Annotated in this window: 19 protein-coding genes; 16 read left to right on the top strand and 3 right to left on the bottom strand. The window is 60.6% G+C overall.

Annotated features, from left to right (window positions below; genetic code table 11):
- The first annotated feature begins 53 nt into the window (after positions 1 to 53).
- Positions 54 to 1,445 carry a GWxTD domain-containing protein gene (locus L6R21_15165; GenBank protein ID MCK6560532.1) on the top strand — a complete coding sequence of 464 codons (1,392 nt, stop codon included), beginning with the start codon at positions 54 to 56 and terminating at the stop codon, positions 1,443 to 1,445.
- Between the two features lie 319 nt (positions 1,446 to 1,764).
- A complete protein-coding gene (locus L6R21_15160; GenBank protein ID MCK6560531.1) occupies positions 1,765 to 2,268 on the top strand; it encodes a DUF2938 domain-containing protein in 504 nt (167 codons plus the stop codon).
- A 614-nt stretch (positions 2,269 to 2,882) separates the two neighbouring features.
- Here the strand turns inward: L6R21_15160 and L6R21_15155 are convergent.
- Positions 2,883 to 3,092, bottom strand: coding sequence for a hypothetical protein (locus L6R21_15155; GenBank protein MCK6560530.1), 210 nt, complete (start codon positions 3,090 to 3,092; stop codon positions 2,883 to 2,885).
- Between the two features lie 58 nt (positions 3,093 to 3,150).
- On the opposite strand from L6R21_15155, the gene L6R21_15150 reads away from it, so the two are divergent.
- The gene (locus tag L6R21_15150) at positions 3,151 to 5,874 is read left to right on the top strand and encodes an HAD-IC family P-type ATPase (GenBank protein MCK6560529.1); all 2,724 of its coding nucleotides are present in this window, start codon (positions 3,151 to 3,153) and stop codon (positions 5,872 to 5,874) included.
- Between the two features lie 546 nt (positions 5,875 to 6,420).
- Here the strand turns inward: L6R21_15150 and rfaE2 are convergent.
- Positions 6,421 to 6,939: a D-glycero-beta-D-manno-heptose 1-phosphate adenylyltransferase gene (gene rfaE2 / locus L6R21_15145; protein ID MCK6560528.1), complete on the bottom strand. Its 519-nt coding sequence runs from the start codon at positions 6,937 to 6,939 to the stop codon at positions 6,421 to 6,423.
- Entirely contained in the window at positions 6,927 to 7,931 is a 1,005-nt protein-coding gene (gene rfaE1 / locus L6R21_15140; protein MCK6560527.1) for a D-glycero-beta-D-manno-heptose-7-phosphate kinase, read from the bottom strand. Before rfaE1 ends, rfaE2 begins: the two co-directional genes overlap by 13 nt.
- Before the next feature lie 421 nt (positions 7,932 to 8,352).
- Here rfaE1 and L6R21_15135 point away from each other — a divergent pair, with 421 nt between their 5' ends.
- The 13 genes from L6R21_15135 to L6R21_15075 all read left to right on the top strand — a co-directional run bounded on the left by L6R21_15135 (position 8,353) and on the right by L6R21_15075 (position 24,107).
- Entirely contained in the window at positions 8,353 to 8,517 is a 165-nt protein-coding gene (locus tag L6R21_15135; protein MCK6560526.1) for a hypothetical protein, read from the top strand.
- A gap of 52 nt (positions 8,518 to 8,569) precedes the next feature.
- Entirely contained in the window at positions 8,570 to 10,009 is a 1,440-nt protein-coding gene (locus tag L6R21_15130) for an adenylate/guanylate cyclase domain-containing protein (protein ID MCK6560525.1), read from the top strand.
- A 71-nt stretch (positions 10,010 to 10,080) separates the two neighbouring features.
- Positions 10,081 to 12,333: a tetratricopeptide repeat protein gene (locus L6R21_15125; GenBank protein MCK6560524.1), complete on the top strand. Its 2,253-nt coding sequence runs from the start codon at positions 10,081 to 10,083 to the stop codon at positions 12,331 to 12,333.
- Between the two features lie 45 nt (positions 12,334 to 12,378).
- A complete protein-coding gene (locus L6R21_15120) occupies positions 12,379 to 12,828 on the top strand; it encodes a NusG domain II-containing protein (protein ID MCK6560523.1) in 450 nt (149 codons plus the stop codon).
- Positions 12,812 to 13,336, top strand: coding sequence for a Gx transporter family protein (locus tag L6R21_15115; protein ID MCK6560522.1), 525 nt, complete (start codon positions 12,812 to 12,814; stop codon positions 13,334 to 13,336). Before L6R21_15120 ends, L6R21_15115 begins: the two co-directional genes overlap by 17 nt.
- 25 nt (positions 13,337 to 13,361) lie before the next feature.
- A complete protein-coding gene (locus L6R21_15110; protein MCK6560521.1) occupies positions 13,362 to 14,123 on the top strand; it encodes an NAD-dependent deacylase in 762 nt (253 codons plus the stop codon).
- Positions 14,124 to 14,178: 55 nt separating this feature from the next.
- Positions 14,179 to 16,218 (top strand): tetratricopeptide repeat protein, encoded by a 2,040-nt coding sequence (locus L6R21_15105; GenBank protein MCK6560520.1) that lies wholly within the window; start codon positions 14,179 to 14,181, stop codon positions 16,216 to 16,218.
- A gap of 37 nt (positions 16,219 to 16,255) precedes the next feature.
- Positions 16,256 to 17,095, top strand: coding sequence for a dihydroorotate dehydrogenase electron transfer subunit (locus tag L6R21_15100; protein ID MCK6560519.1), 840 nt, complete (start codon positions 16,256 to 16,258; stop codon positions 17,093 to 17,095).
- Between the two features lie 219 nt (positions 17,096 to 17,314).
- Entirely contained in the window at positions 17,315 to 18,226 is a 912-nt protein-coding gene (locus L6R21_15095) for a dihydroorotate dehydrogenase (protein MCK6560518.1), read from the top strand.
- A 73-nt stretch (positions 18,227 to 18,299) separates the two neighbouring features.
- Positions 18,300 to 19,136, top strand: coding sequence for a phosphatidate cytidylyltransferase (locus L6R21_15090; protein ID MCK6560517.1), 837 nt, complete (start codon positions 18,300 to 18,302; stop codon positions 19,134 to 19,136).
- Positions 19,137 to 19,280: 144 nt separating this feature from the next.
- The gene (locus L6R21_15085) at positions 19,281 to 19,439 is read left to right on the top strand and encodes a DUF5989 family protein (protein MCK6560516.1); all 159 of its coding nucleotides are present in this window, start codon (positions 19,281 to 19,283) and stop codon (positions 19,437 to 19,439) included.
- Between the two features lie 123 nt (positions 19,440 to 19,562).
- A complete protein-coding gene (carA, locus tag L6R21_15080) occupies positions 19,563 to 20,618 on the top strand; it encodes a glutamine-hydrolyzing carbamoyl-phosphate synthase small subunit (protein MCK6560515.1) in 1,056 nt (351 codons plus the stop codon).
- 123 nt (positions 20,619 to 20,741) lie between these two features.
- Positions 20,742 to 24,107: a SpoIIE family protein phosphatase gene (locus tag L6R21_15075; GenBank protein ID MCK6560514.1), complete on the top strand. Its 3,366-nt coding sequence runs from the start codon at positions 20,742 to 20,744 to the stop codon at positions 24,105 to 24,107.
- Positions 24,108 to 24,263: the final 156 nt, after the last annotated feature.

Raw genomic sequence — 24,263 nt, 5'->3', positions numbered from 1 at the left:
GAAAAAGTCCCATCTCACTAAAACCACCTCTTTGACCAGCGCGTGTGAAGAACATGAAAACGAACCTGCGATTTTTGTTGCTGGCCGCGGCCGCTGTGCTCGCCGGCTGGCTGCCTGCCGCCTCCGCTGTGCCTGAAGAAAACACCCTGCAATTCGACGTTGATTTCGCCCGCTTCCGCATGAACGACAACGTCGCGCAGGTGGAAGTGTACATTGCCGTGGCGCGCAACCGCCTGCAGTTTGTCGCCGACGGCGAAGAATTGCTCGCCTCGTTCGAATCCCGCGTGACCATCGCCATCGGCGACAGTGAGGTCATCGACTACCAGTGGGTCGAGCACACGGTCGCGGCGGATTCTTCCGAGATCAAGCCCTCGCAGATGTTGTGCACTCAGGCCAGCTTTCAACTGCCGGCCAACACCTACAATATCGCGGTGCGCGTCGCGGATCCGCGTTCCCGGCACTCCGGCACGCGCTCGTTTCGGCTGACGGTGGAGCCGTATGCCACCGGCCGGCTCGCGCTCAGCGATCTGGAGGTCGCCTCCCGCATCGTGCGCGATACCACCAACTCCCGCTTCTACAAGAACAATCACACCATCATACCGAATCCCAGCCGCACGTATGGCGCGGGCATGGCGATGCTCTACACCTACGCCGAAATCTACAACCTGACCTTTCCCAGCGACAGCAGTTATTCCGTGCTCTATCGCGTGTTGGATGATCAGGGCCGCGAGATCAAGGCCCTGCCGGTGCGCCACCGGCCGGTGAACGGCAGACAGTTGGTGGAAGTGGGCGGCTTCAACGTGATGGCGTTGAGCGCGGGCGCCTATGTGCTGGAGGTACAGGTCACGGATCACGCCAGCCAGCAAAGAACTGCCGGCCGCCAGAAGTTCTATGTTTACCGGGAAGACGCGCGGCCGCAGGCGCAAGTCTCGGCGCAGGCCGCGGGGTATGACTACTTGCTCAATCTCTACCGCGATCTTCCCGAAAACGATCTGGAAGAAGAATTCAAAACCATGCGCTACCTCACAGTCGGAGAGGACGTGAAGATCTTCTCCGCGCTCGATGCGCCGGGCAAGCGCGCGTTCATTGCCAAATTCTGGCAAAGCCGCGATCAATCGCCCGAGACGCCGCAGAATGAATTCCGCGAGGACTATCTCAAACGGGTGCGCTTCGCCAACGATAGCTTCTCCGGTTTGCGCAAGGGTTGGCAGACCGACATGGGCCGCGTGCTGTTGATCTACGGCCAGCCGGATGAAGTCGAGCGCTTCCCCAGCAGCAGTGAGAACCGGCCGTATCAGATTTGGCATTACTTCGAGATCCAGGGCGGCGTGGTGTTCATCTTCGTGGATGTCAGCAATTGGGGCGAATATCGCCTGGTGCATTCCACCGCGCGCGGCGAGCTGTCGGATGATGATTGGCAGCGCTGGATCAACCCCAGCCGCTGAGGCGTTGTGAGTGCGCCGGGGAGTGCAGTTCTACTTGCAAGGTGATCGTCCTTGCCAGGGAAAAATTGTTCCCAGTTGCTGGGGCGGGGAAAACAGGAAATCTCACTGTGGGTGAGCGCACCGTCGAGCAACGCAAGTTGGTTTCTTGAGAATGAAATTGATGTTCGAATAGCAATAATTTCCTCAGGCGGATAGACACAACCCAGCCGATCAGGAGCTTTTCCCTCTGCTGGGTTGTGTCTGTCTGACGGCGATATCCTTTGAGTTGCGGTCTATCCGCCTTGGGCATCGACCATCAGCACGCAGGCGACTCATGAGTATTGTCTCTCCCTCCCTTATCAGCGCAATCCCCATTGGAATCGGTGCAACTCTCACTTTTGATCTGTGGGCGCAGTTTCTCCGCTATGCCTTCAAGGTCACGCCCTCCAACCTCTGTCTGGTCGGACGCTGGCTTCGCTACATGCCAGCAGGAATCTTTCGGCATTCGAATATTGCAGCGGCTTCGCCGAAGCGCGCGGAATGCGCGGTCGGGTGGATTGCCCACTATATGATAGGCATTACGTTCGCTATTGCTTTCGTTGCATTCATGGGCAATGACTGGCTGCAGCGTCCGACGCTGATTCCCGCAATCGTCTACGGCGTCGTCACCGTCCTGGCGCCGTTTGCCATCATGCAACCTTCGTTCGGATTTGGATTTGCTGCAGCGAAGCTGCCGAATCCTGCGCAGGTGAGACTGCGCAGCCTGATGAATCATACTGCGTTTGGCGTGGGCCTTTACCTGTCTGCAGTGTTGACGAATTGGTTGCAACGGATTTCCGCGTGACGATCTTAGCACTCCTGCGGCGCGGTGAATTCAAGAGAGGCGCTGGGCCGGTGTGAGCCGCCGCATGATTCTTCGTTGAACTGAGTGCTTCCCGGTTTGCTTGAGCTTTGCATCGAAGTTGCGATGGGGAGGCGGAGGTGGCGCCAGCGATCAGCCGGCAAGGCACGTGTCACTGCCGCGGCACGAGGGTGATAGCTCGGTTATGTCTTCCCGCGCCAAGTGCCCGATTGGTGCAGCGCCGACTTGCCCTGCAGAGCGGCCTGGTCGTGGGCCCTATGCCGGTACTTTGGGAGGAGAAACATAGAGATGTAACGCCTATTTCGATCCAGATGATCTAACTCAGAACCGATGTGACATGCACCGGCAGCCTTTGGCAATATTGCTTCTCAACCGAGAGTCTCGCCACATTCTCACCCGCCAGGAATTTGAATCAGACTTGCAAAATTCCGTTATAAGGAAAGTTCGCTGTGACGCAAGCCGTTCAGGCTGTTATTGCCAAGGATGGAAAAGTTCTCCGGCTGGAGAATGTGCAGCTTTCCAAGCCTCGACGCGCGCTTGTCACAATCCTGAATGAAACGTAATGCGGCATCTCAAGCCATAAGATCAAGCCATGGTCAGAGAAGGAAGTAAATACGTCCCGTCACAAACGTCTTCTCATTGGCCTCGAGTCCAGTGATGAAGGCCGGGGCGTTATCCGCCATGCGGCGATGGTGAGTCGCATGGCGAAATCCGAGAAAATTGATTTTGTCCATCATCGCGTTGCGACCGGTTGTCACAAAACCGGCAATAGCGACGAAGCGGTCGCCGAGATGATGAACGGGCACGCTGAGAGTCCCTTCCGCAAATCTGAGGCAGAAAGAAACCATTGGGAAAGATGTTAAAATGGAAACTCTGATTGGCAAGCACTGGCATCATCTGCCGGCAAATGAAGTCATGGATTTATTGGAGAGTGATCCGCAAAAGGGCGTAGATATCTTCGCAGTCAAGCATCGCCAGGAACATTTTGGCCCCAACGTAATCACGGCCAAGCGCGGCAAGAGCGCGCTGATTCGTTTCCTGTTGCAGTTCCACAACCCGTTGATCTACATCCTGCTGGCGGCAAGCGCGATCACGCTGGCGCTGAATGATCACCTCGATGCCGGCATCATCTTCGGCGTGGTGCTGTTGAACGCGATGATCGGTTACCTTCAGGAGTCGAAAGCGGAGAAGGCCATTGCCGCGCTGGCGCAAATGATGGTCACCGAGGCCACCGTCATCCGCGCCGGCAAGACGCAACGCCTCGCCGCCGCCGAGTTGGTGCCGGGCGACGTGGTGCTGCTCCAGGCGGGCAACAAAGTGCCGGCGGATTTGCGCCTGCTCCATGCGCGTGATCTGCAAATCGCCGAAGCGGCCCTCACCGGTGAGTCGGTGCCGGTTCAAAAGGATGCGGACGCCCGCCTGTCCGCCGACACTCTGGTGGCCGATCGCAAGAACATGGCTTATGCTTCGACACTGGTCACCTACGGGCAAGGGAAGGGCGTCGTTATTGCCACCGGCGACGGCACCGAAGTGGGGCGCATCTCGCAGCTCATTGCCACCGCCCATGATTTGCAAACCCCACTCACCCGCAAGATTTCTCACTTCAGCCGCATGCTGCTCTTTGCGATTCTGGCCTTGGCTGCTCTGACTTTCCTGGTGGGGATCTGGCGCGGACAGCCTGTGATTGACACGTTTATGGCTGCCATTGCCTTGGCCGTGGCCGCCATTCCTGAAGGTCTGCCAGCCGCCGTAACTGTGACTTTGGCGATCGGTGTTTCCCGCATGGCCCGTCGCCGCGCCATCATTCGCAAACTGCCCGCCGTGGAAGCGTTGGGAAGCACCACCGTAATTTGTTCCGACAAAACCGGCACGCTGACGCAGAATCAGATGACCGTGCAGCAGGTCGCCGTGAATGGCGTGTGCTATGAGATCACTGGCGTTGGGTATATTCCTTCGGGCCAGATTCTGCATCAGGGCCGGCCCAGCGAGGTGACAAACGTGGCGATGCTGGAATGCTTGAAGGCGGGATTGCTGTGCAACGACAGCGCCATGATCGAAAAGGATGGCCGTTGGGAGGTGCAGGGTGATCCGACTGAGGGCGCGTTGATTGTATCGGCCGGTAAAGCCGGGCTGGTGCCGGAAGTGGAGCGCGCCCAGTTGCCCCGTCTGGACGCCATTCCGTTCGAGTCGCAGCATCAATACATGGCTACCCTCCACGACGCCGGTGCGAATCGCCCGCGGCTCGTTTATGTCAAAGGCGCCCTGGAGAGCATTTTGCCGAAATGCGCCCTGGCTTTGGAGGCCTCGGGGCAGGTCATTCCGTTGGAGGCGAACCAGATACATGATGCAGCGGAGAACATGGCGCGTCGCGGCCTGCGCGTGCTCGCTTTTGCGCGGGGCGAATTGTCTGCCGGAACAACGGCCCTCACTCACGCTGACGTGGCTTCCGGCTTGATTTTCCTCGGCCTGCAAGGGATGAGCGATCCGCCGCGGCCGGAGGCGGTGACGGCGGTCCGCGCCTGCCAGAGCGCCGGCATTCGCGTCAAGATGATTACCGGAGACCACGCTCTTACCGCCGCCGCCATCGCCCGGCAAATCGGACTGAATGGGGTTTCGGACACTGAGCCGCTGGTGCTGACCGGACAGGCGATGGCTGCGCTTTCGGACGCGGAATTGATTGAGCAGGCCGAACGCACCGCGGTCTTTGCCCGAGTGACGCCCGAGCAAAAATTCCGTCTGGTGGAGGCGCTGCAGGCGCACGGTAACATCGTGGCCATGACCGGCGACGGCGTTAATGACGCGCCGGCCCTGAAACAGGCCGACATCGGCGTGGCCATGGGCTTGGCCGGCACCGACGTATCCAAGGAAGCCGCTGACATGGTGCTGACGAACGACAACTTCGCGACCATCGAAGCTGCCATCGAAGAAGGGCGAAGTGTTTTTGACAACCTCACCAAGATTATCGCCTGGGCGTTGCCGACCAATTTGGGATTGGGGTTGGTCATCCTGGCGGGAATCTTCGTGGACGTGGCGCTTCCGATCCTGCCAGTTCAGATTTTGTGGATCAATATGACCACGGTGGGTATTTTGGGCGTGGTGCTGGCTGCCGAGCCCAGGGAAAAGGACATCATGCGTCGCCCGCCCCGGGATCCCAAAGCGCCCATTCTGACGGGCGTGCTCTTATGGCGCATTTTGATCGTGGGAATACTGATCCTCGTCGGCGCGTTTGGCCTGTTTGAGCGGGAACAACTGGCTGGCAGCGATCTGGCTGAGGCCCGCACGGTGGCGGTCAACGTCGTGGTGATCATCCAACTCTTCTACCTGTTCAACTGCCGTTCGCTTACTCAATCCATGTTTCGGATTGGGTTATTCTCCAACCTCTGGCTGATCGGCGGTATCGCCGGCATTGTACTGCTGCAATTGCTGTTCACGTATGCGCCCTTCATGAATCACGTGATGTCCAGCGCGCCCATCAGCCTTGCGGCGTGGGCTTGGATACTGGCGCTGGGGGTTCTCACTTATGTGATCATTGAGTTCGAGAAGTGGCAGCGGCAGCGCAGAAAAACCGCTGGCCAGATGAGTGCATGACAAAATCGTGCGGGCGCAATCATCTACTTTCGGGCTGCGCTTGGGCCATGAGGCGCGCAAAGGCAGAACAAAATTCTGAAAGATTCTTGATCACAAAGCAACCGCTTGCACCGCAGAGCCGCGGAGAGCGCAGAGTTTCGAAATCAAAAGACTCCTTCTCGGCGTTCTTCCCGTCTCGGCGGTGAGCTTTTGATGTGAATGACACGGCAGTGTGCCCCAGTTTTCACAAGATCCTTCCTGAATGACAGTGGTGGTGCATAAATCGTGCGAGACAGTAGTGTGGGAGTCGGGCTGATTGCTGCCCGCGGGCTTCAGGTTTCAGCTTGTCTGAAATCTGGCATTGATCTTGTCCAACAAATAAGGGGGCAGTCACGCGATTTTCAAAGAAATCAATTTAGGGGGCTTTCTGTCTCTCTGTGAACACATTCGAACTTATTGCCCACGAAATACACGAAAAGACGCGAAAAGGCCTTTTAGTGTCTTTCATGTGTTTGGCAGGCCCAAGGGTAATCTGTCCAGGTAGGACTATGCTACAGAATCCAGGTTTCAGCTATCCTGCTTGCTTGCCGGCGGGGGACTCCCAAGCCGGTGGCAAAATCTCTCCAAAATGGTGGTGAGCACGTCGCGGGTGGCGCGGCCGGGCGTGAGCGCGATGCGCACGACTTGGCCGCCGGCAGCTTGCACCAACTCATGGCCGACGATTTCGTTGATCTGGTAATCCGCTCCTTTCACCAACACCTCCGGCTGGAGGCTGCGAATCAGCTCGACCGGGGTGTCCTGGCTGAAATAGACGACGTAATCCACGCACGCCAGCGCGGCGAGAATCGTGGCGCGGTCCTCCTGCGGCACGATCGGCCGGCCCTCTCCTTTCAATCTCGCCACCGATTCATCGGAGTTGAGCCCCACGACCAAAACCTCTCCCAGCTTGGCGGCCTGCTGCAAATATTCCACGTGTCCGCGATGCAGGAGGTCGAAGCAGCCGTTGGTGAATACCATGCGTTTGCCGGCACGGCGCCAGGCGGCACGCATTTCCAGCAGTTCTTCCAGGGCGATCAGTCTTCCCATTGCAGATGCTCGGCAATTGTGGCGATGAGTCTTTCCTTGTCGACGGGCACGGCGCCGACTTCCGCGACGACCACACCGGCGGCGTAGTTGGCCAGCGTGGCCGCTTCCAGGACTTCGGCGCCCGCGGCCAGGGCGAGTGTGAGCGTGGCGATCACGGTGTCGCCCGCGCCGGAAACGTCATGCACTTTGCGGGCGCGGGTTGGGATGCGCAGCATGTCGCCGGGGCCGCGAAAGAGCGCCATGCCTTCGGCGCCCAGGGTGATGAGCACATGGCGGCAGGCCAGCCGGTGCAGCAACAGCTCGCCGGCGCGCCGCAGCTCCTCCTCGGAATTCAGCTTGTTGCCCAGCACCTCTTCCGTTTCCTTGCGGTTGGGCTTGAACAGCGTCACACCGCGATAATCGAAGAAATGGTTGAATTTCGGATCCACGGTGACGAGGCACCCGTGTTCGCGGGCGAGCGCAATCAAGCGGAAGAGCAGCGGCTGGACGATCACGCCCTTGTTGTAATCTTCGATCACCAGGCCGTCCAAACGCGGCATCAGATCACAGACGTGATCGAACAGTCTGGCCTGCATGCTTTCGGAAAGCGGGGCGCGGGATTCGCGATCGGTGCGCACGACGTGCTGGTTGTGCGCGATGACCCGCGTTTTAAGGGTCGTGGGCCGGCTGGTGTCGGTCAACATGCCGGCCACCGAAAAACCGGACTCCTGCATCAGGGCGAGCAGGCGGCTGCCCGCCCGGTCGTCACCCACGACTCCGACCGGCAAGGGGGTGGCGCCCAGGGAGACCAGGTTGTTGGCGACATTGGCCGCGCCGCCGAGCTGCTCGGTTTCGTCGACGATCTCGACGATCGGCACCGGCGCCTCCGGCGAGATGCGCGCCACTTCGCCCCAGAGATAGCGGTCCAGCATGAAATCGCCGAATACGGCGATGCGCCGGCCCTGCATGGCCGCCAAGCGCGCCTGAACTTGTGGAAGTGTGAAGTTGAACATGTCTTTCGGTTTTTGAGAAGGCGGAATATAGCCAGCGCCATGGTCGTGAGCAACAGGAAAAATGCGGTGCTTCGGACGCCGGCGCTGTCGCATCTTCGCAGCAGGGGTCGAAATGAGGCTTGACTCTGAAAGGGGATTTGGTTACTTTGCCGCAACAATTTTTCGAACAACCATTGCCGGCCTCCACGTCTGCTTGTAGCAACAACTCGCTGCGAAGCTTAGGGGAATGCGACGATGTCGTTTTACCCCTAATTTTTTTGAGCCTTAGAAGCCCGAAACTCGGCCAGGCGGGAAAACTCGCGACGAGGGAGAAATGCTGATGGTGCTTTTGCCAAAGCCACGCAAACCACGCGTTTTCGCATACCAGCCTCGTTTTCTGCAATCACGATCGGTTGAGCCTGAGACCCCAGCCTGCGCTTCATTGGCGGAGCAAAGCCGGTTTTCACGCCCGGCAGCGCGCCGCACGCCGGTGTGGCGGCCGGTAATTCTGCTGCTGGCGCTGGGCTGGCTGTTCTGGTATCTGCGCGCCCAGGTGCCGCCGCCGGTGCCGCAGCAGGAGATCAAAGTCGAAGATCTCTCACAGTAACCGGGGGTGGGCCAGACGGGTGCTGGAGGCCGCCGCGTAAGGAGAGTTTGGGTTGCCGTCGCTCGAGAAACCGCAAAACTGGTGGCAGCACACTGCCGCCGGCGTGCTGGAATTCTTCAGCGGGCTTGAGATCAAATACAAGCTCAGCATCAACATTGCCATCATCGTCGTGATGGTGATTGTGTTCTTCAGCGCGCTGATTCTGCCGATTCAGCGTCGCGTTTTGGACAACGCGACCATGGAGACGTGCACCTACCTGCTCAAAAAACTCAGCCAGAGCATCTACAGCAGCCTGCTGCTCAACAACCGCACCGAAGTGCAACTCGAAGTCACTCGCACCCGCCAGATGGGCGTCAAAGGGCTGCAATACATCCTGATTTTCGACCGCACCGGCGCGCTGATCGCGACCTCGGATTCCATCAAGACCGGCCACGCGCTGGCACCGGCCACGCTCGAAGCGTTGGCGCAGCAGGAGGCGGTGACGGTGCACGAGGATGAATCCTACTACGAATTTTACTATCCCATCACCGCGCGCATGGATGCCGGCGCCGGCCGCAAGCCGCTGCTGGGCGTGGGTTGCGTCGGCTTTGCCAAACAGGTTTTGACCGAGCCGATCGTCAACACGCAGCGCCGCATTCTGGCGATGGCGGCGCTGGTGATCGTGGTCTCGGTGTGGGTAATCTATTTCTTCGCGCAGAAGATGGTCGATGAGATTCATGCGCTTTCACGCGCCGCGCGCGAAGTTGGCAACGGCAATTTGGAGGTAAGTCTGCGGCCGCGCAGCAACGACGAACTGGGCCAGCTCGCGCGCGAATTCAACAACATGATCATCCATCTCCGCGAAAAGCTGCAGATGCAGAAATTCCTCTCCAAGCTCACCGTGCAGATGATCCACCAGCGCGGCGGCCATCGCGTCGAGCCGTACGAAGGCGAGCGCCGCAACGTGACCATTCTCTTTTCCGACATTCGCAACTTTTCCGCCATCGCGGAGGACTCCGAGCCGGAACAAATCATCAAGTTGATCAACATCTACTTCGACCTGCAGACGCGCATCATCGAGGCAAATGGCGGGGTGGTGGACAAATTCATGGGCGACCAGATCATGGCGGTGTTTCAGGGGCCGCGTATGATCGAAGAAGCGGTGCGCGCCGCCACCGAAATCCAGCGTGCGGTGAAAGAGCTCAACCGCCAGCGCCGCGCTGCCGGGGAAGTGACTTTCGAGCTCGGCATCGGCATCAACAACGGCCTGGCGGTGATGGGCAACATGGGCTCGAAGAATCGCATGGACTATACCGTGATCGGCGACGTCGTCAACATCGCCAACCGCTTGTGCAACCTCGCGCGCAGCGGCCAGATCATTGCCGAATACAACATTGCCGGCAGTCTGAACGGCGCCTACACCATCAATCGCCTGGATTCCATTGTGGTCAAGGGCCGCAGCAAACCGGTGGAAATCGGCGAAATCGGTTACGAAATGGATGATGAGCTTTGAGATCGTACTGCGAAAAAGACTGCCGCCGGCGTCAACCTGCGCGGGGTGGCCGGGTCGCAGCCGCCTGGGCATTGGCCCTTCTGCTCACCGGCGCGCGCCTGCCGGCCCAATCCTTGTTCGACAATGACGGCCGCGCCGCGCGTCTGACCGGCTTGGGGGGCGCTCACCTCATCGCGGCACCTGATCCGCTGGCGACGGCGTGGAACCCCGCTTTGCTTTCGGCGCTGCGCGAGGCGCAGTTTGCCTTGAGCATCGATCAAGCCTTCACGCTTTCCAGCGCCGGCGCCGCCGGTTTTTGGCCGGCGGTGGGTGGTGTGGGCGCCAGTGTGATGAAGCTGTCGGACGGCAGCCGTGAGCTCGAGCGCTTGAGCCTGGGCTGGGGCAAGACCTGGGCGCCGTTTTTCTCGCTCGGCCTGGCGCTGCACGGCAATCGCGCCGGCCGCGAGGCGGACGAAGAAACGTTCACCACCGCCACCGCCGGTTTGATTCTGCATCCCTTCGGCGGCCGCTTGCCGGTTTCCGAAGAGCTGGGCAGTCACGTCGCCTTCAATTCGCCGCTGTCGCCCTATCGTTTTGCGCTGGCCGTGCAGGCGAGCGATATCGCCCTGGGCGACCGGCGGCTGCGAACTTACTACAAGAGCAGCATGGCGCTGCGACCGGGGACGCGCGCGCCCTCCTTGTTTGCCTCGCTGGAGTGGCAGGATGACGATCCCTTCTCGCGGCTGGGTCTGGCCGTGCCGGTACTCCCCAATTTTGCCCTCTATTCCTCCATTACTGATTTCAAGAGCCGGCGCAGCGCAGTGGGTCTCGCCCTGCTCAGCGAGCGTTATGCCTTTGATTTGACCTATTCATTTGCGGATGAACGCCTGCGCGGCGGCATGAGCCTGCGGCTGGGTCCCAGTCCGGTAAGCCGGGCACAGCAGCATTACGAAGAAGGCACGCGGCTGGCGGAGGCGCAAAACTATCGCGCCGCCCTGCGCCAGATGCGGCACTATCGCGTCTATGAGCCGGAGGATGCCAAGTTGCGGCAACTGCTGCGCGCGCTCGCAATCAAAGTCGACTCCGAAGACCGGCAGATTCAGAAATTGATCGGCGAGGCGCGCGCGTATGAACACAAGCACTGGTACATCAGCGCGGCGCTCAATTACCTGCAGGTGCTGAAAATGGACCGCCGCCACCCGCACGCGCGCAGCCGGCTGGCGGTGCTGCAACCGCGGCTGGACATTTATCTCAATCAGCTTTACACCCGCGGCGTGCAAGCCTTCGAAGAAGGCAACTACGAAGTCGCGCACAAGGCCTTCGACAACGTCTTGCTCGTGCGGCCCAACTATCCGCGCGTGGAAAGCTATCTGGCGCAACTCAGGGAGCTGCGCGTCAAACAAGCGGAGGAGATTTTCCTGCGCGGCTTGGGTTACTACAGCCAGAAAAACTATCGCAAAGCCATTTCCGCTTTCGAAGAGGCGCTCAGCCTGTCGCCGCAACACGAAGAGGCGCTCGCCACGTTGGAAAAGGCGCGCGCCGGCCTGGAGCAGCAGCAGAAGCAGAACGATCAACTGTTCGCGCAGGCGCAGCGCTGGCAGCAGCGGCAGCAATATCTCACCGCCTACAATCTCTATCGCCAGATTCTGAACAATGACCCGGATTACGAGGCTGCCCGCCGCGAGATTCAAGCGCTGCAGGGCCGCATCGACGAGTTCATCGCCGTGCGCATGCAAGCCGGCGAGCGTGCGTTTCAGCAGGGTGATCTGGCCGCGGCCGCCGAGCACTTTCAGGCGATTCTCAACATGTCGCCCGGCCATCGCGAAGCTGCGGCCTACCGCCAGCGCCTGGCCGAGGCAAAACGCACGCGCCTCGAAGGCCTGATGCGCAACGCCCTGTCGCTTTTCGATGCGCGGCTGTGGCAGCGCGCGGTGGAAGCCTTCGAGCGTGTGCTCGATCTCGATCCCACCAACCGGTTCGCGGTCAGCAAGCGCAATGAAGCCCTGTCGATGATCAACTTGAAGGACTTGTATGAACAAGGCGAGCGCTACTACAATCGCGGCCAATTTCTGCAGGCGATGGAACTGTTCGACCGCGTGCTCGCCCGCGATCCCAATCACGCCGAGGCCAAGCGTTATCTCGACAATGCGCAGCGCCAGCTCAATTTCGTCATTGAACAGCACTTCAACCGCGGCTTGAGCCATTATGCCAATGAAGATTATGACAACGCCATCAAGGAATGGGATCGCGTGCTCGCGCTCAACCCGGATCATGCGCAATCGCTGCAGTATCGCGAACAGGCCCGCCAAAAACTCGAAGCGCTGCAAAAGTTGATTACGCCCTGAGCGCTCTCCCCGCAAGCAATGACCCACGCTCCGACCCGAAGATCCGTGCCTCTGAGAACCGCCGCTGCCGGCCTGCACGGCAACCCCGCGCTCCCGTTCTCTTTGCGCCAACGCCTGCGGCAGCAGTTGCGCTGGGGTGACTATCTGGTCGCCGGCTTATTTGGGCTGTTGGCCTTCGCCAGTTTTTGGTTGCCCGCTTGGGGCGGGCAAAACAGCCACGCGCGTTCGGCGCAGGTTTTTGTCAACAATGTCCTGCAGCGTGCAGTTGAGATGCAGCAGGCGCAGCGCTTCACGGTGAACGGCGGGCTGGGCAAAATGACGGTGGAGGTGGCGGCGGCGGGCTTGCGCATTTCAGCCAGCACCTGCCCGAATCAGTTTTGCGTGCGGCAGGGTTATGTTTCCCGCTCCGGGCAAATGCTGGTGTGCGTTCCCAATCATGTGGTCATCTTGCTTGCCGGCCAGCGGCAAAACGATCTCGATGCCATCACCTACTGAATCGCTGCACCGCACCCGTTTGCTCGCACGCGGCGCGCTGCTGGCAGGCTTCGGTTTGGTGATGTTTCTGTTCGAAGCCTTTTTGCCCCGGCCGCTGCCCTGGGCCAAGCCGGGCCTGGCGAATATTGCCACGCTGCTGGCATTATACACTCTCGGGCCGGGCCTGGCGGTGACGGTGACGGTGCTGCGCGTGCTGTTGGGAAGCCTGCTGCTGGGCACGTTTTTGAATCCCGGCTTTTGGCTGTCGCTGGCGGGCGGCCTGGCTGCGGCCGCGGTGATGGCGCTGGCGCAGCGTTACGGCCGCGCCATGTTCAGCGTGGTGGGCGTGAGTTTGCTGGGCGCGCTTGCCCATGTGCTCGCGCAGCTCAGCCTGGCAGGAATATTGATTGTGCAACAGATTCAGATTTTGTATCTTCTGCCGCTTTTGTTGTGGCCGGCGCTGTTTGCCGGCGGAATCGTCGGAATTGCCTCGCTGCTGCTGCTGGAGCGCGGTGTCATGCGGCCGTGAAGACTTGCGGCAGTGGCGGCATGCGGTGAACCGAGCCTTTGACTTGCATACCTTTGACGACAAACTGATCGCGCGGCTCGAGCGCGCGGCGCGCGTGGCGGCGTTGACCGGCGCCGGCATCTCGGCGGAAAGCGGTTTGCCGACGTTTCGGGGACCCGGCGGCTGGTGGCGCAATCAGCGCGCCGAGGACCTGGCCACGCCCGAGGCCTTCGAACGCAATCCCCATTTGGTATGGGAATGGTACCAACACCGCCGGGAGCAGGTCGCGCAGCATCGCCCCAATGCCGGACATGCCGCACTGGCGGAACTGGCCGGGCACGTCCAGCAATTCACTTTGATCACGCAATGCGTCGATCGCTATCATCAACAAGCGGGCGCGCGGGAGGTGATCGAGCTGCACGGCAATCTGGTTGAAAGCCGTTGCCTGCAATGCGGCGTGCAAGCGGAGGGCGCGACCGAGGTTTGGCGCGCGGGGCTGCCTTATTGCGGCTGCGGCGGATTGCGGCGGCCGGCAGTGGTGTGGTTTGGTGAAGAATTGCCGGCAGCCGCGTTGCGGCGGGCGTTTCACGCCGCGGAGGAGTGCACGCTCTTTTTCGCCATCGGCACTTCCGCGCTGGTTTATCCTGCCGCGCAGTTGCCCCATGTCGCGCGCGCCGCGGGCGCTGCCGTCGTGGAGATCAATCCGGAAAGAACACCATTGACGCCGCAAGCGCACTGGTTTTTGCAGGGACCGGCAGGCGAAATTCTGCCGGCTCTGCTTGTTGCCCTGGCCGGTGCCGCTTCATGAAGCGCCGCCTCCGGCCGAACAACTTCGGGAAGAGAACTTGCCATCGATGTTCAAAATGAAGATTCGTTTTCTGCTGGCCGCCGGCGTTTGCCTGTTCAATTTTGCAGGATGCGCCTATTTCAACACTTATTACAACACCAAACGGCTCTACAAAGAGGCCATTGAAGAGTACAAGCGCCGGCCGATCACGGCGGACAAGCCCACTTCGACCGAAATTCAAAAACTGGACAAGACGATCGAAAAAGGCTCGAAAATCCTGCAGGTGTATCCCAACTCCAAGTACGTCGACGACACCCTGCTGATGCTGGGCGAATGCTTCTTCTACAAGCAGGAATATCCCCAGGCTTTGCGCAAGTTCAACGAGCTGATCTCTCTCTTCCCCAAAAGCGATCTGGTTCCGCTCGCCCGCTTGTGGAAGGCGCGCACCTACATCGAGCAGGAAGACTTCACCAATGCCGAAGCCGTGCTCAAGGAGCTGCAGGCCGGCCGCAAGAAGGGCGACATTCTCCACCGCGCGCAATATTATCTCGGCGAGATTTACTATCGCCAGGAGCAGTACGAACCGGCCGCGCGGCTGTTCGAGCCGGCGGCCAAGCGGCTCTCCGACAAGAAACTGCGCGCCGAAGCCTATCTGCGCTGGGGCGAATGCCGCTTCAAGCTCAAACACTTTCACGAGGCCGCCAAGGCCTACTATCAAGCCGGCAAGCAGGATGTTGAAATCGACGTCAAATTCCACGCCGGCCTCTCCTTCGCGCGTGCGCTCAAAGCCGACAGCAGCTACGACAAGGCCCTGATCAAATTGAACAGCATGCAGAAGGAATTCAGCACGCACAAAGACCTGGCGTGGGTGCGCTTCGAGATCGCGGATTGCAAGCTGCGCCAGGGCAAGGTCGAAGAAGCGGAAGATCTGTTTGCGCTGATCAACACCAATGACAAGCGCACCGAGGCCTCGGCCGCAGCTTATTTCGTGCTGGGGGATTTGTATCAGCGCAACCGCCACGACTATGCCAAGGCCAAAGAGTTCTTCGACAAAGTCCGCACCGAAAACAGCCGCTCGGAATACGCCAATGCGGCACAGCAGCGTTCCAAGGCTATCGATGATCTGCTGAAATTGAACAGCGCCCTCAGCCTGCTGTTGTTGCAGCAGCAATCACCCAACGGCTTGAGCGCTCTGCCGCCAGCGGAGGGCGTGACCGAGAATCGCAGAAGCTCCCGCGCATCGATTCGGCGCCTGCCCACCAAGAAGCTCGCGCTCTCCAGCGATCCCGCGAAATTGCGCGCCGAACTGGCGAACAACAAAATCAATCTGGCGGAATTATACTTCTATCAGTTCGAGATGCCGGATTCGGCCTATTCTCTCTATGAATCGGTGGTGCGCGACTTCAGCGACACCGAGGCGGCCGCTGCTGCGCTCTACGCGCTCGCCATCCTCAAGGCCTCGCAGGATTCCACCGGCCTGGCGACGCGCGACAGCCTGCTGCAGGCGCTGGCGGACGAATATCCCAACACCCGTCACGGCCGCGAAGCGCGCCGCCGCTTGGGCCTGCTGGCCGCCGCCGAGCAAACCACCTCTTCGGCGCGGGAGAAATTCCAGCAGGCAGAATCGCTGTGGGTGTCCGGCGGCGATCCGCTTACCGCCATTCGCCTGCTGCAGGATCTCGTCGAACAGAAGGAAGATGAAGAGCTCAGCTCGAAATCCCTGTTTGCCATCGGCTGGATTTATGAAAACAAGCTCACCGACAACGCCCAGGCGTTTGCTGCCTACAAGCAATTGATTGAGAAATTCCCCAGCTCCTCCTATTCCAACAAGGTGCGCAAAAAGGTCACCGCCTTTGAAAAGCAGATGGTCAATGCGGACACCACCAAAGCCGCGCCCGTTGACAGCAGCACTGCCGCCGCCAGCGACACTCTGCGCGCCCGCATCGAGCAGGATCGCCAAGCCGGTCCCCCTCCACCACCAGCCGTACAACGGGAACGGGAGCGGGAGCAGCCACCGGCAGTGCAACCGCCGCCGCAGCAGCAGGAAGAGCAGCAAGTGGAGGCGGAAGAACCGGAAGAAGAGCAGGGCAATGACGATGTTCCTCCAAAGTTGTAAACCACCAAAGAAATGATGCACGCACCAGCGGCCGCCCATGATGGAAACCCCGCACAAAGGCATTTATGAATGCCCCGTGATTGCCAACGACGAAGTTGCACGGGGCATTTTTTTGATGCAATTGCACGCGCCTGCGATCGCCGCCGTGGTGCAGCCCGGCCAGTTTGTCAACCTGCAAACACAAGCCCAGCCGGTGGAGCAACTCACGCCGCTGCTGCGCCGGCCGTTCAGTGTCTGCCAGGTGGAGCGCAGCCAGGGCCGCATTGCCGTGTTGTGGAAGGCCATCGGCCTCGGCACGCGCCTGCTCACACGCCATCGGCCCGGCACCGTCTTGAGCGTAATCGGCCCGCTTGGCCGCGGCTTTGAATTGCCGCAACAAGAAGCGCGCATTGCCCTGGTGGCCGGCGGCTTGGGCATCGCACCCATGCCGATTTTGGCGGCTGCGTTGCAACAGCGCGGCCTCTCATTCACCGCGTTGATCGGCTGTCGCATGGCCGCAGAGTTGTGGGGCCAGGAGGAATTGCAGCGCCTGGGCGGCACAGTGGCTTTGGCAACCGACGACGGCAGCGCCGGCCATCACGGCTTCGTTACCGGCTTGCTGCAGGACTGGCTGCAACAGCCGGCCGCTGGAGCGGCGCGCCAGGTCTATGCCTGCGGCCCCATGCCCATGCTGGCCGCCGTTGCTGAACTCTGCCGCGCGGCCGATCTCACCGCGCAAGTGGCGGTGGAAACCATCATGGGTTGCGGCTTTGGCGTTTGCATGGGCTGCAACCTCGAACCGGCGCAGGGCGTGCAGCAGCTCGGCCGGTACTTGCTGGCGTGCCTGGATGGCCCGGTTTTCGAGTCCGATCAGATTCGGTACGGCGCTGGACACTGAGTTGCCGAAAATGGCCGTCCGGTTCGATTTCTCCAGCGCGGAATCAAAAAGCAAAGACTCGCGCACAGGCATCGAGAATTCTGAGCTTTTCCCGGGATTGGTTTTTGTCCGTGTGCTTGGTGTGGCGGCGGTGAAAATGCCGGTACCATGACAAATTCCTGAAGCTGCCTGGCAGCGGCATTGCCGGCGATCACAGCGGAAGCAAAACAAGCAATACTGATGAGCCCCTTGCGCATTCAAATCGGACGGGTGGAGTTTCCCACACCGGTGTTCGTGGCCTCCGGCACGTTTGGCTACGGCCAGGAGGCGGCAGACTTGGTTGATTTGCGCGGCATTGGCGCGATCGTGACCAAGTCGATCGGCGCGACCCCGCGTTTGGGGAATCCGCAACCGCGGTTGTGTGAAACGCCCGCCGGTTTGCTCAATTCTATCGGTTTGCAGAATGTCGGCGTGCACAGCTTCGTAGCTGAGAAACTGCCGTATCTGCGCGCGCATGCCAATGTGATCATCGTGAATGTTGCCGGCCGCACGCTGGAAGAATACCAGGAAGTCGTGACGGTGCTCGAGCAGCAGGAAGGCATTGCCGGCTACGAGTTGAATTTCTCCTGCCCCAACGTGAAGGAGGGCGGCCTGGAATTCAGCCAGAAACCGGAAGTCACGGCGGCGGCCACAGCCGCCATTCGCCGCCTCACGCAACGCCTGGTGATCCCCAAGCTCACGCCCAACGTCACGCGCGTGAGCGAAATCGCGCGGGCCGCGGAGGCCGCCGGCGCAGACGCGATTTCCTTGATCAACACTGTCACCGGCATGGCGGTTGACCTCGAAACCTGGCGGCCGCGCTTGAACACGGTTGTCGGCGGCTATTCCGGGCCGGCGATCAAACCGATCGCGCTGGCCAAAGTGTATGAAACGGTGAATGCCGTGCGCCTTCCGGTGATCGGCATGGGCGGCATTCGCACCTGGCAGGATGCGGCGGAGTTCTTTCTGGTGGGCGCCACCGCGGTGCAGATCGGCACGGCCAACTTCGTTGATCCGCGCACCGCCGTGCAGGTGGCGGAGGGGTTGCAGCGTTATCTGGCGGCCAAAAGCCTCGGCAGCATTGCGGAGCTGCGCGGCCGGCTGCAGCGGTGAAACGAGAGCGCCTCGGCGCCCACGTCATGACAGCACCGTTCTTGGTGAAAATCTGAGGAAGGGAGGAAGGAAATTGGATTGGCGCAATTTCGGGCAGCGCGTGGCAGTCGGCATCATCTTCATTCCGCTGATCGTGTCAGCGATTTGGGTGGGCCGGCAGTTCTTTTTGATGTTCATCGCGGTGGTGGTCGGTCTGGGCTTGTATGAATTCTACGACCTGGCGCGACACAAACAGGCGCGGCCGCAGCGCTGGCTCGGCATCGCGGGCGGCGTGGCCTTGCCGGTGGCCATTTACTTTGGCTACGGCGACATGCTGTGGCTGTGGTTCATGGCGGTGTTGGTGGCGTTGCTGATCGTGGAGCTTTTCACCAAACCCGCCGGCGAGGGCGGCCCGCTGGTCAATCTCGCGGCCACGGTTTTCGGCATGGCTTATGTCGCCGGCCTGCTGTCGTTTCTCGTGGCGATTCGTGAATTGCCCCGTCTCACCGGCAGCAACTACAGCGCGGCCGGCACCTGGGTCATCATGCTCTTTGCCGTGATCTGGATCTGCGACACTGCGGCTTATTTCGTGGGCATGTATTTCGGCAAGCGTAAACTGTTCGCGCGCGTCAGCCCGAAGAAAACCGTTGCCGGTGCCGTCGGCGGCTTTGTCTTCGCGATTCTGTCGGCACTTGCCTGCCAACAGACCTTCGTGCAGGAACTGACCGTGCCGGATGCGGTGGCCATCGGCGTCATCATCGGCGTGTTCGGACAAATGAGTGATCTGGTGGAATCGCTGTTCAAGCGCGACGCCGGGGTGAAGGATTCCTCGAAACTCATTCCCGGCCACGGCGGCATTCTCGACCGCTTTGACAGCGAGATGCTGGTTGCGCCGCTGGTTTATTTTTATCTGCTGGCGATCAACACCTGAGGGCAAGGTTCGATCCCAGACGGAGCATGCAGTATCGACGGTCCGCGGCCAGGAGACGAAGTAACCCCAATCTTCTTCTTGCCGGACTTCGCGTCTTGGCGGTTCAAACAAATGTGAGAGTGAACATCCTTAGTGGAGCTTCTCATGGGCAAGTTAGCGATTCTCGCCGAGTTTTGGGAATTCATGCGGGTGCGCAAGAAGTGGTGGCTGGCGCCGATTGTCTTCGTTTTGCTGGCGCTCAGTCTGCTCATCGTGCTCACCGAAGGCTCGGCGCTCGCGCCGTTCATCTACACGCTGTTCTGAAATCAACCTTGCGGTCTGCGCAGCTCACGCAATTCCACCGTCACCACCGGCGGGCAAACCACCGGGCACCGGCCGCCGGGCCTTTTCGGCCGGCGTGCGGGTCGCGGCCCCCAGGACTCTGCGATGAATGCAAAACTCGTTCTTGCTGACGGCAGCATCTTCACCGGCACGGCGTTTGGCGCCCGGGCTTCAGTCGCCGGCGAAGTCGTTTTCAACACCGGCATGGTCGGTTACCCGGAGTGTTTCACCGATCCTTCCTATCGCGGCCAAATTCTCACGCTCACCTACCCGCTCATCGGCAACTACGGCGTGCCCGCTGCCGGTGCCGCGGCTGGAATTGATTCCGCTTTTGAATCTGCGCGTATTCAAATCGCCGGCTTGTTGGTCGCGGAGCATTCGCTCGAATTCAGCCACTGGAACGCCCGCGAGTCGCTCGCTGCCTGGCTCAAGGCCAACGGCGTACCGGCGATTGCCGGGATCGACACGCGCGCGCTCACGCAGAGGCTGCGGCGCCACGGCACCATGCTGGGCAAGCTCATTCATGAAGAAGAGATCGACGAGTTCCATGATCCCAACCGCGACAATTTGGTGGCGCAGGTGAGCGTGACCAAGCCGCAACGCCATGGCAGCGGCGCCAAGCACGTGGTGGTGATCGATTGCGGCTGCAAAAACAACATCATTCGCTGCCTGCTCCGCCGCGGCCTGGCCGTCACGGTGGTGCCGTGGGACTGGCCGGTGGCGCGCGAACGCTGCGACGGCGTGGTGATTTCCAACGGTCCCGGCGACCCCAAGATGTGCGGCGCCACCATTGCCACCGTGCGCGCGTTGCTGGAACAGAATCGGCCGCTCTTCGGCATTTGCCTGGGCAGCCAGATTCTGGGCCTGGCGGCGGGCGCCGACACGTTCAAGTTGAAATTCGGCCATCGCAGCCAGAATCAACCCTGCGTGCTGGTGGGCAGCAAGCGCTGCTTCATCACTTCGCAGAATCACGGCTACGCGGTGGATGAAAACACGCTGCCGCCGGAGTGGGAGCCGTGGTTTTTCAACGCCAACGACGGCACCAACGAGGGCATTCGTCATCGCCGCCAGCCATTCAGCGGCGTGCAATTTCATCCGGAGGCTTCGCCCGGCCCGGTCGATACGGGGTTTTTGTTCGATGAGTTTGTGGGGAAGCTGTAAAGCACTGTCTTCCTGCCGGGAACGTACCTGCCACTTGGCGCCCTGCTCATGGCAAGATGATGCCAGCGCCGGAGAGGATGATTGCAGAATGACAAAGCCGAAAGCAACACCAATCAAACCGCAATGAGTCCAATACCTGGCTTTCCCAACATGCCTGCCACTTCTCCCCAAAACTTGCTTCTCATTTTCTCGCTCTGCGCCGGTTTTGCTCGCGGCCTCTTCGCCCAGACTGCTGCCGTCTCGTTTGAGCATATCTCCCTCGAACAAGGCCTCTCCCAAAGCGTCGTCACCTGCATTCTGCAGGATCGCAAGGGCTTCATGTGGATCGGCACCTATGATGGCCTCAACCGCTACGACGGTTACGAATTCACCGTCTACAAGCACGACAACGATGATCCCCACGCCCTCTCCGACAACACGATACTCGCCCTGCACGAGGAGGAGGATGGCAGTCTTTGGGTGGGCACCCGCGAAGGTTTGAATCGCTTCGACCGGCGCACTGAGAAATTCACGCGTTATCTACATGACCCCAACGATCCGCGCAGTCTGGGCCACAACACCGTCACTACCATTACTGCTTCGCGCGTGGCTGGGCGATCGGTGCTCTGGGTGGGCACACAAGGCGGCGGCCTGAATCGGTTGGATAGCGCCGCAGCAGGCTTCGTGCGCTACCGCCGCGATCCCAATTCCGCCGCCAGTTTGCGCAGCAACTTTGTGCGCGCCCTGCACGTTGCGCAGCGCCAGCAGGAATCTGCTTTGTGGGTCGGCACCAACAGCGGCTTGAGCAAGCTTGTGCTGGCGGATGGCCCCGGCAGCGACGGCCAGGAGGCGCAGTTTGTCAATTACGACTCAGAAGCAGGGCCGCCGCTGCCCTTGAGTGACAAGCGCGTGTGGTCGATTGCGGAAGATGCCACGGGCAAGTTGTGGATTGCCACCTTTGGCGGCGGCTTGTATCGTTTTGACCCGCAAAATCTGCAACTCACCTCGTTTCGCCATGACCCGGATGACCCCGCGAGCTTGCGCCACAACACGGTGCGGCCGGTCTTTGTTTCTCCGCGTGATCCTGCCGTGCTTTGGATCGGCACCGGCGGCGGGCTGGAACGATTCGACCTCAACACGCAGCAATTCACCCATTACCAGCACGATGATGCCGACCCCGGCAGTCTGAGCAATAACGATGTCTGGTCCATTCTTGAAGATCGTTCCGGCACGCTCTGGGTCGGCACGTATGGCGGCGGCCTCAACAAGTTCAGCCCGGCGCGGCGCAAGTTTGCGCATGTTCGCCACGACCCCATGCGGCCCAACAGTCTGGGCCACGACATGGTCATGGCCATTCATGAAGCGCGCGCGGGCGACCGCCGCACGATGTGGATCGGCACGGGCGGCGGCGGGCTGTATGCCCATGAGGAAGAGCGCGCAGGCTTCCGGGCGTATCGGCATGATCCCCGCGATCCCCGTAGTCTGAGCAACGACGGCGTGGCCGCGGTCTTTCACGACCATGCCGGCAATCTCTGGGTTGGCACCGCTCTCGGCCTCGACAAAATGGCGCCGGGCCAGCACCATTTCACGCATTACCGCCACAATCCCGCGAATCCCTACAGCTTGAGTGAAAATGGCATCAGCGCGATTGCGGAAACGCAGCATGGCGACCGCCGGCTGTTGTGGATCGGCACGGGCAGCGGCGGCTTGAACAGCTTCGATCCGGCTACGGGCCGTTTCACGCGCTATCGCCACAATCCGGCAGACTCGACCAGCTTGAGTCACAATCGCATCTATGCGTTGCACGTGCAATCGAACGCGCAGGGGGCGCCGGTGCTTTGGATCGGCACAGACGGCGGCCTGAATGAGTTGGTGCTCCCGGCTCTGGCTGCCGGGCTTGCCGAGGCACCGGTGCGGTTCCGGCGCTACCAGCACGATCCTGCAGATGCCGGCAGTCTGAGCAAGAACCGGGTCTTCTCAATCTATGCAGCTTCCGACAGCGTGCTGTGGTTGGGGACATGGGGGGGCGGCTTGAACCGCCTGGACCACAACACCGGCCGCTTCACGCACTATGCCGAAAAAGAGGGCTTGCCCAACGACGTGGTTTATGGCATCCTCGCGGATGACGAAGGCCGGCTTTGGCTGAGCACCAACAACGGCCTGTCACGCTTCGATCCGGCGACCGCCACCTTCCGCAACTACGATATCGCGGATGGCCTGCAGAGCAAAGAATTCAATCAAGGCGCTCATTGCCGCAGCGCGAGCGGCGAGATGTTCTTCGGTGGGATCAACGGCTTCAATCGCTTTCATCCCGGCCAGGTGCGCGACAATCCCTTTGTGCCGCCCGTCGTGCTCACCGGCTTCGAAAAATTCGACAAACTCGTGCCGCTGCCGGCCGCGATTTCCGAAATCGAACACCTCAAGCTGTCGTATCGCGACAACTTCTTTTCGTTCTCGTTCGCGGCGCTGGATTACACCAATCCCGCCAAGAATCAATATGCCTACCGCCTTGATGGCTTTGACGAAGATTGGATCTACTGCGGCACGCGGCGTTATGCCAGCTATACCAACCTCGACGGCGGCGAATACGTCTTTCGCGTGAAAGGCTCCAACCACGACGGCGTGTGGAATGAGACCGGCGCCGCGGTGCACATCACCGTCACGCCGCCGTTTTGGGAAACCTGGTGGTTCGCGGCGCTCACCGCGTTGGTGGTGGTGGCCGTGGGGTATGGCGGCTATCGCCGCAAGCTGGCGGCGCGGTTGGAGAAGGCAAGAATCCTGAACGAACTCAAAGCGGCGCACGACATGCAGATGGGCCTGATGCCGGCCGCCGCGCCCAGGGTGCCCGGTTGCGATGTTGCCGGCATTTGCCGGCCGGCGGAGGACGTGGGCGGCGACTTCTTCGATTATTTCTGGCTCGATGCCGGCAAAACCAAATTCGGCTTCATGCTGGTGGATGTCAGCGACAAGGCGATGAAGGGCGCGATGACTGCCGTGCTGACCAGCGGCGTGGCCAGTGCGCAGATCGGCCGCAGCGACTCGCCGGCCACGCTCATCCAGAACATCAATCGCGTGATGTACGTGAAAACGCCGGCAAATGCCTTCACCGCCATGGCCATCGGCGTCATCGATTTGCCCACGCGCACCCTGCGTTTCGCCAACGCCGGATTGACGCGACCGCTGTTGCGCCGCGGCGAGCAGATCACTTACCTGCGCGTCGGCGGCATGCACTTCCCGCGCGGCATTCTGCCGGAAGTCGAATACGAAGAGCTGGCAGTGCCGCTGCACAGCGGTGATGTGCTGGTGTTTTACACCGACGGCCTGCCGGAAGCGATGAACGCGCAGGAGGAGTTGTTCGATTATCCGCGGCTGGAGAACGCGCTGCGTGCGCTGCCGGCCTCCGCCTCTGCCGCCGGGGTCATTGCCGGGCTGCTGCAGAAAGTCGAACGTTTCGTGGACGACGCCAAACTCCATGATGATACGACGATCGTCGTCGTGAAAGTGGCCTGAGGCAAAACCGAATGCCTCATCATAAAGCAAGCAAGCAAGCTCTCATCACTGAAACGCGCCGGAACAAGGGAAGGCCAAAGCGCACGCCCAGGCGTCCAGAGCTGAAAAGATGAACTAGGCTTCAGTCTTCTGTTTTTCAGAGGAGGGAAACAATCC

The sequence above is a fragment of the bacterium genome (assembly GCA_023150945.1).
GTDB lineage: Bacteria > Zhuqueibacterota > Zhuqueibacteria > Zhuqueibacterales > Zhuqueibacteraceae > Coneutiohabitans.
Note: the sequence above shows the minus strand (reverse complement) of the source record. Positions and strands in the feature narration are given on the sequence as shown.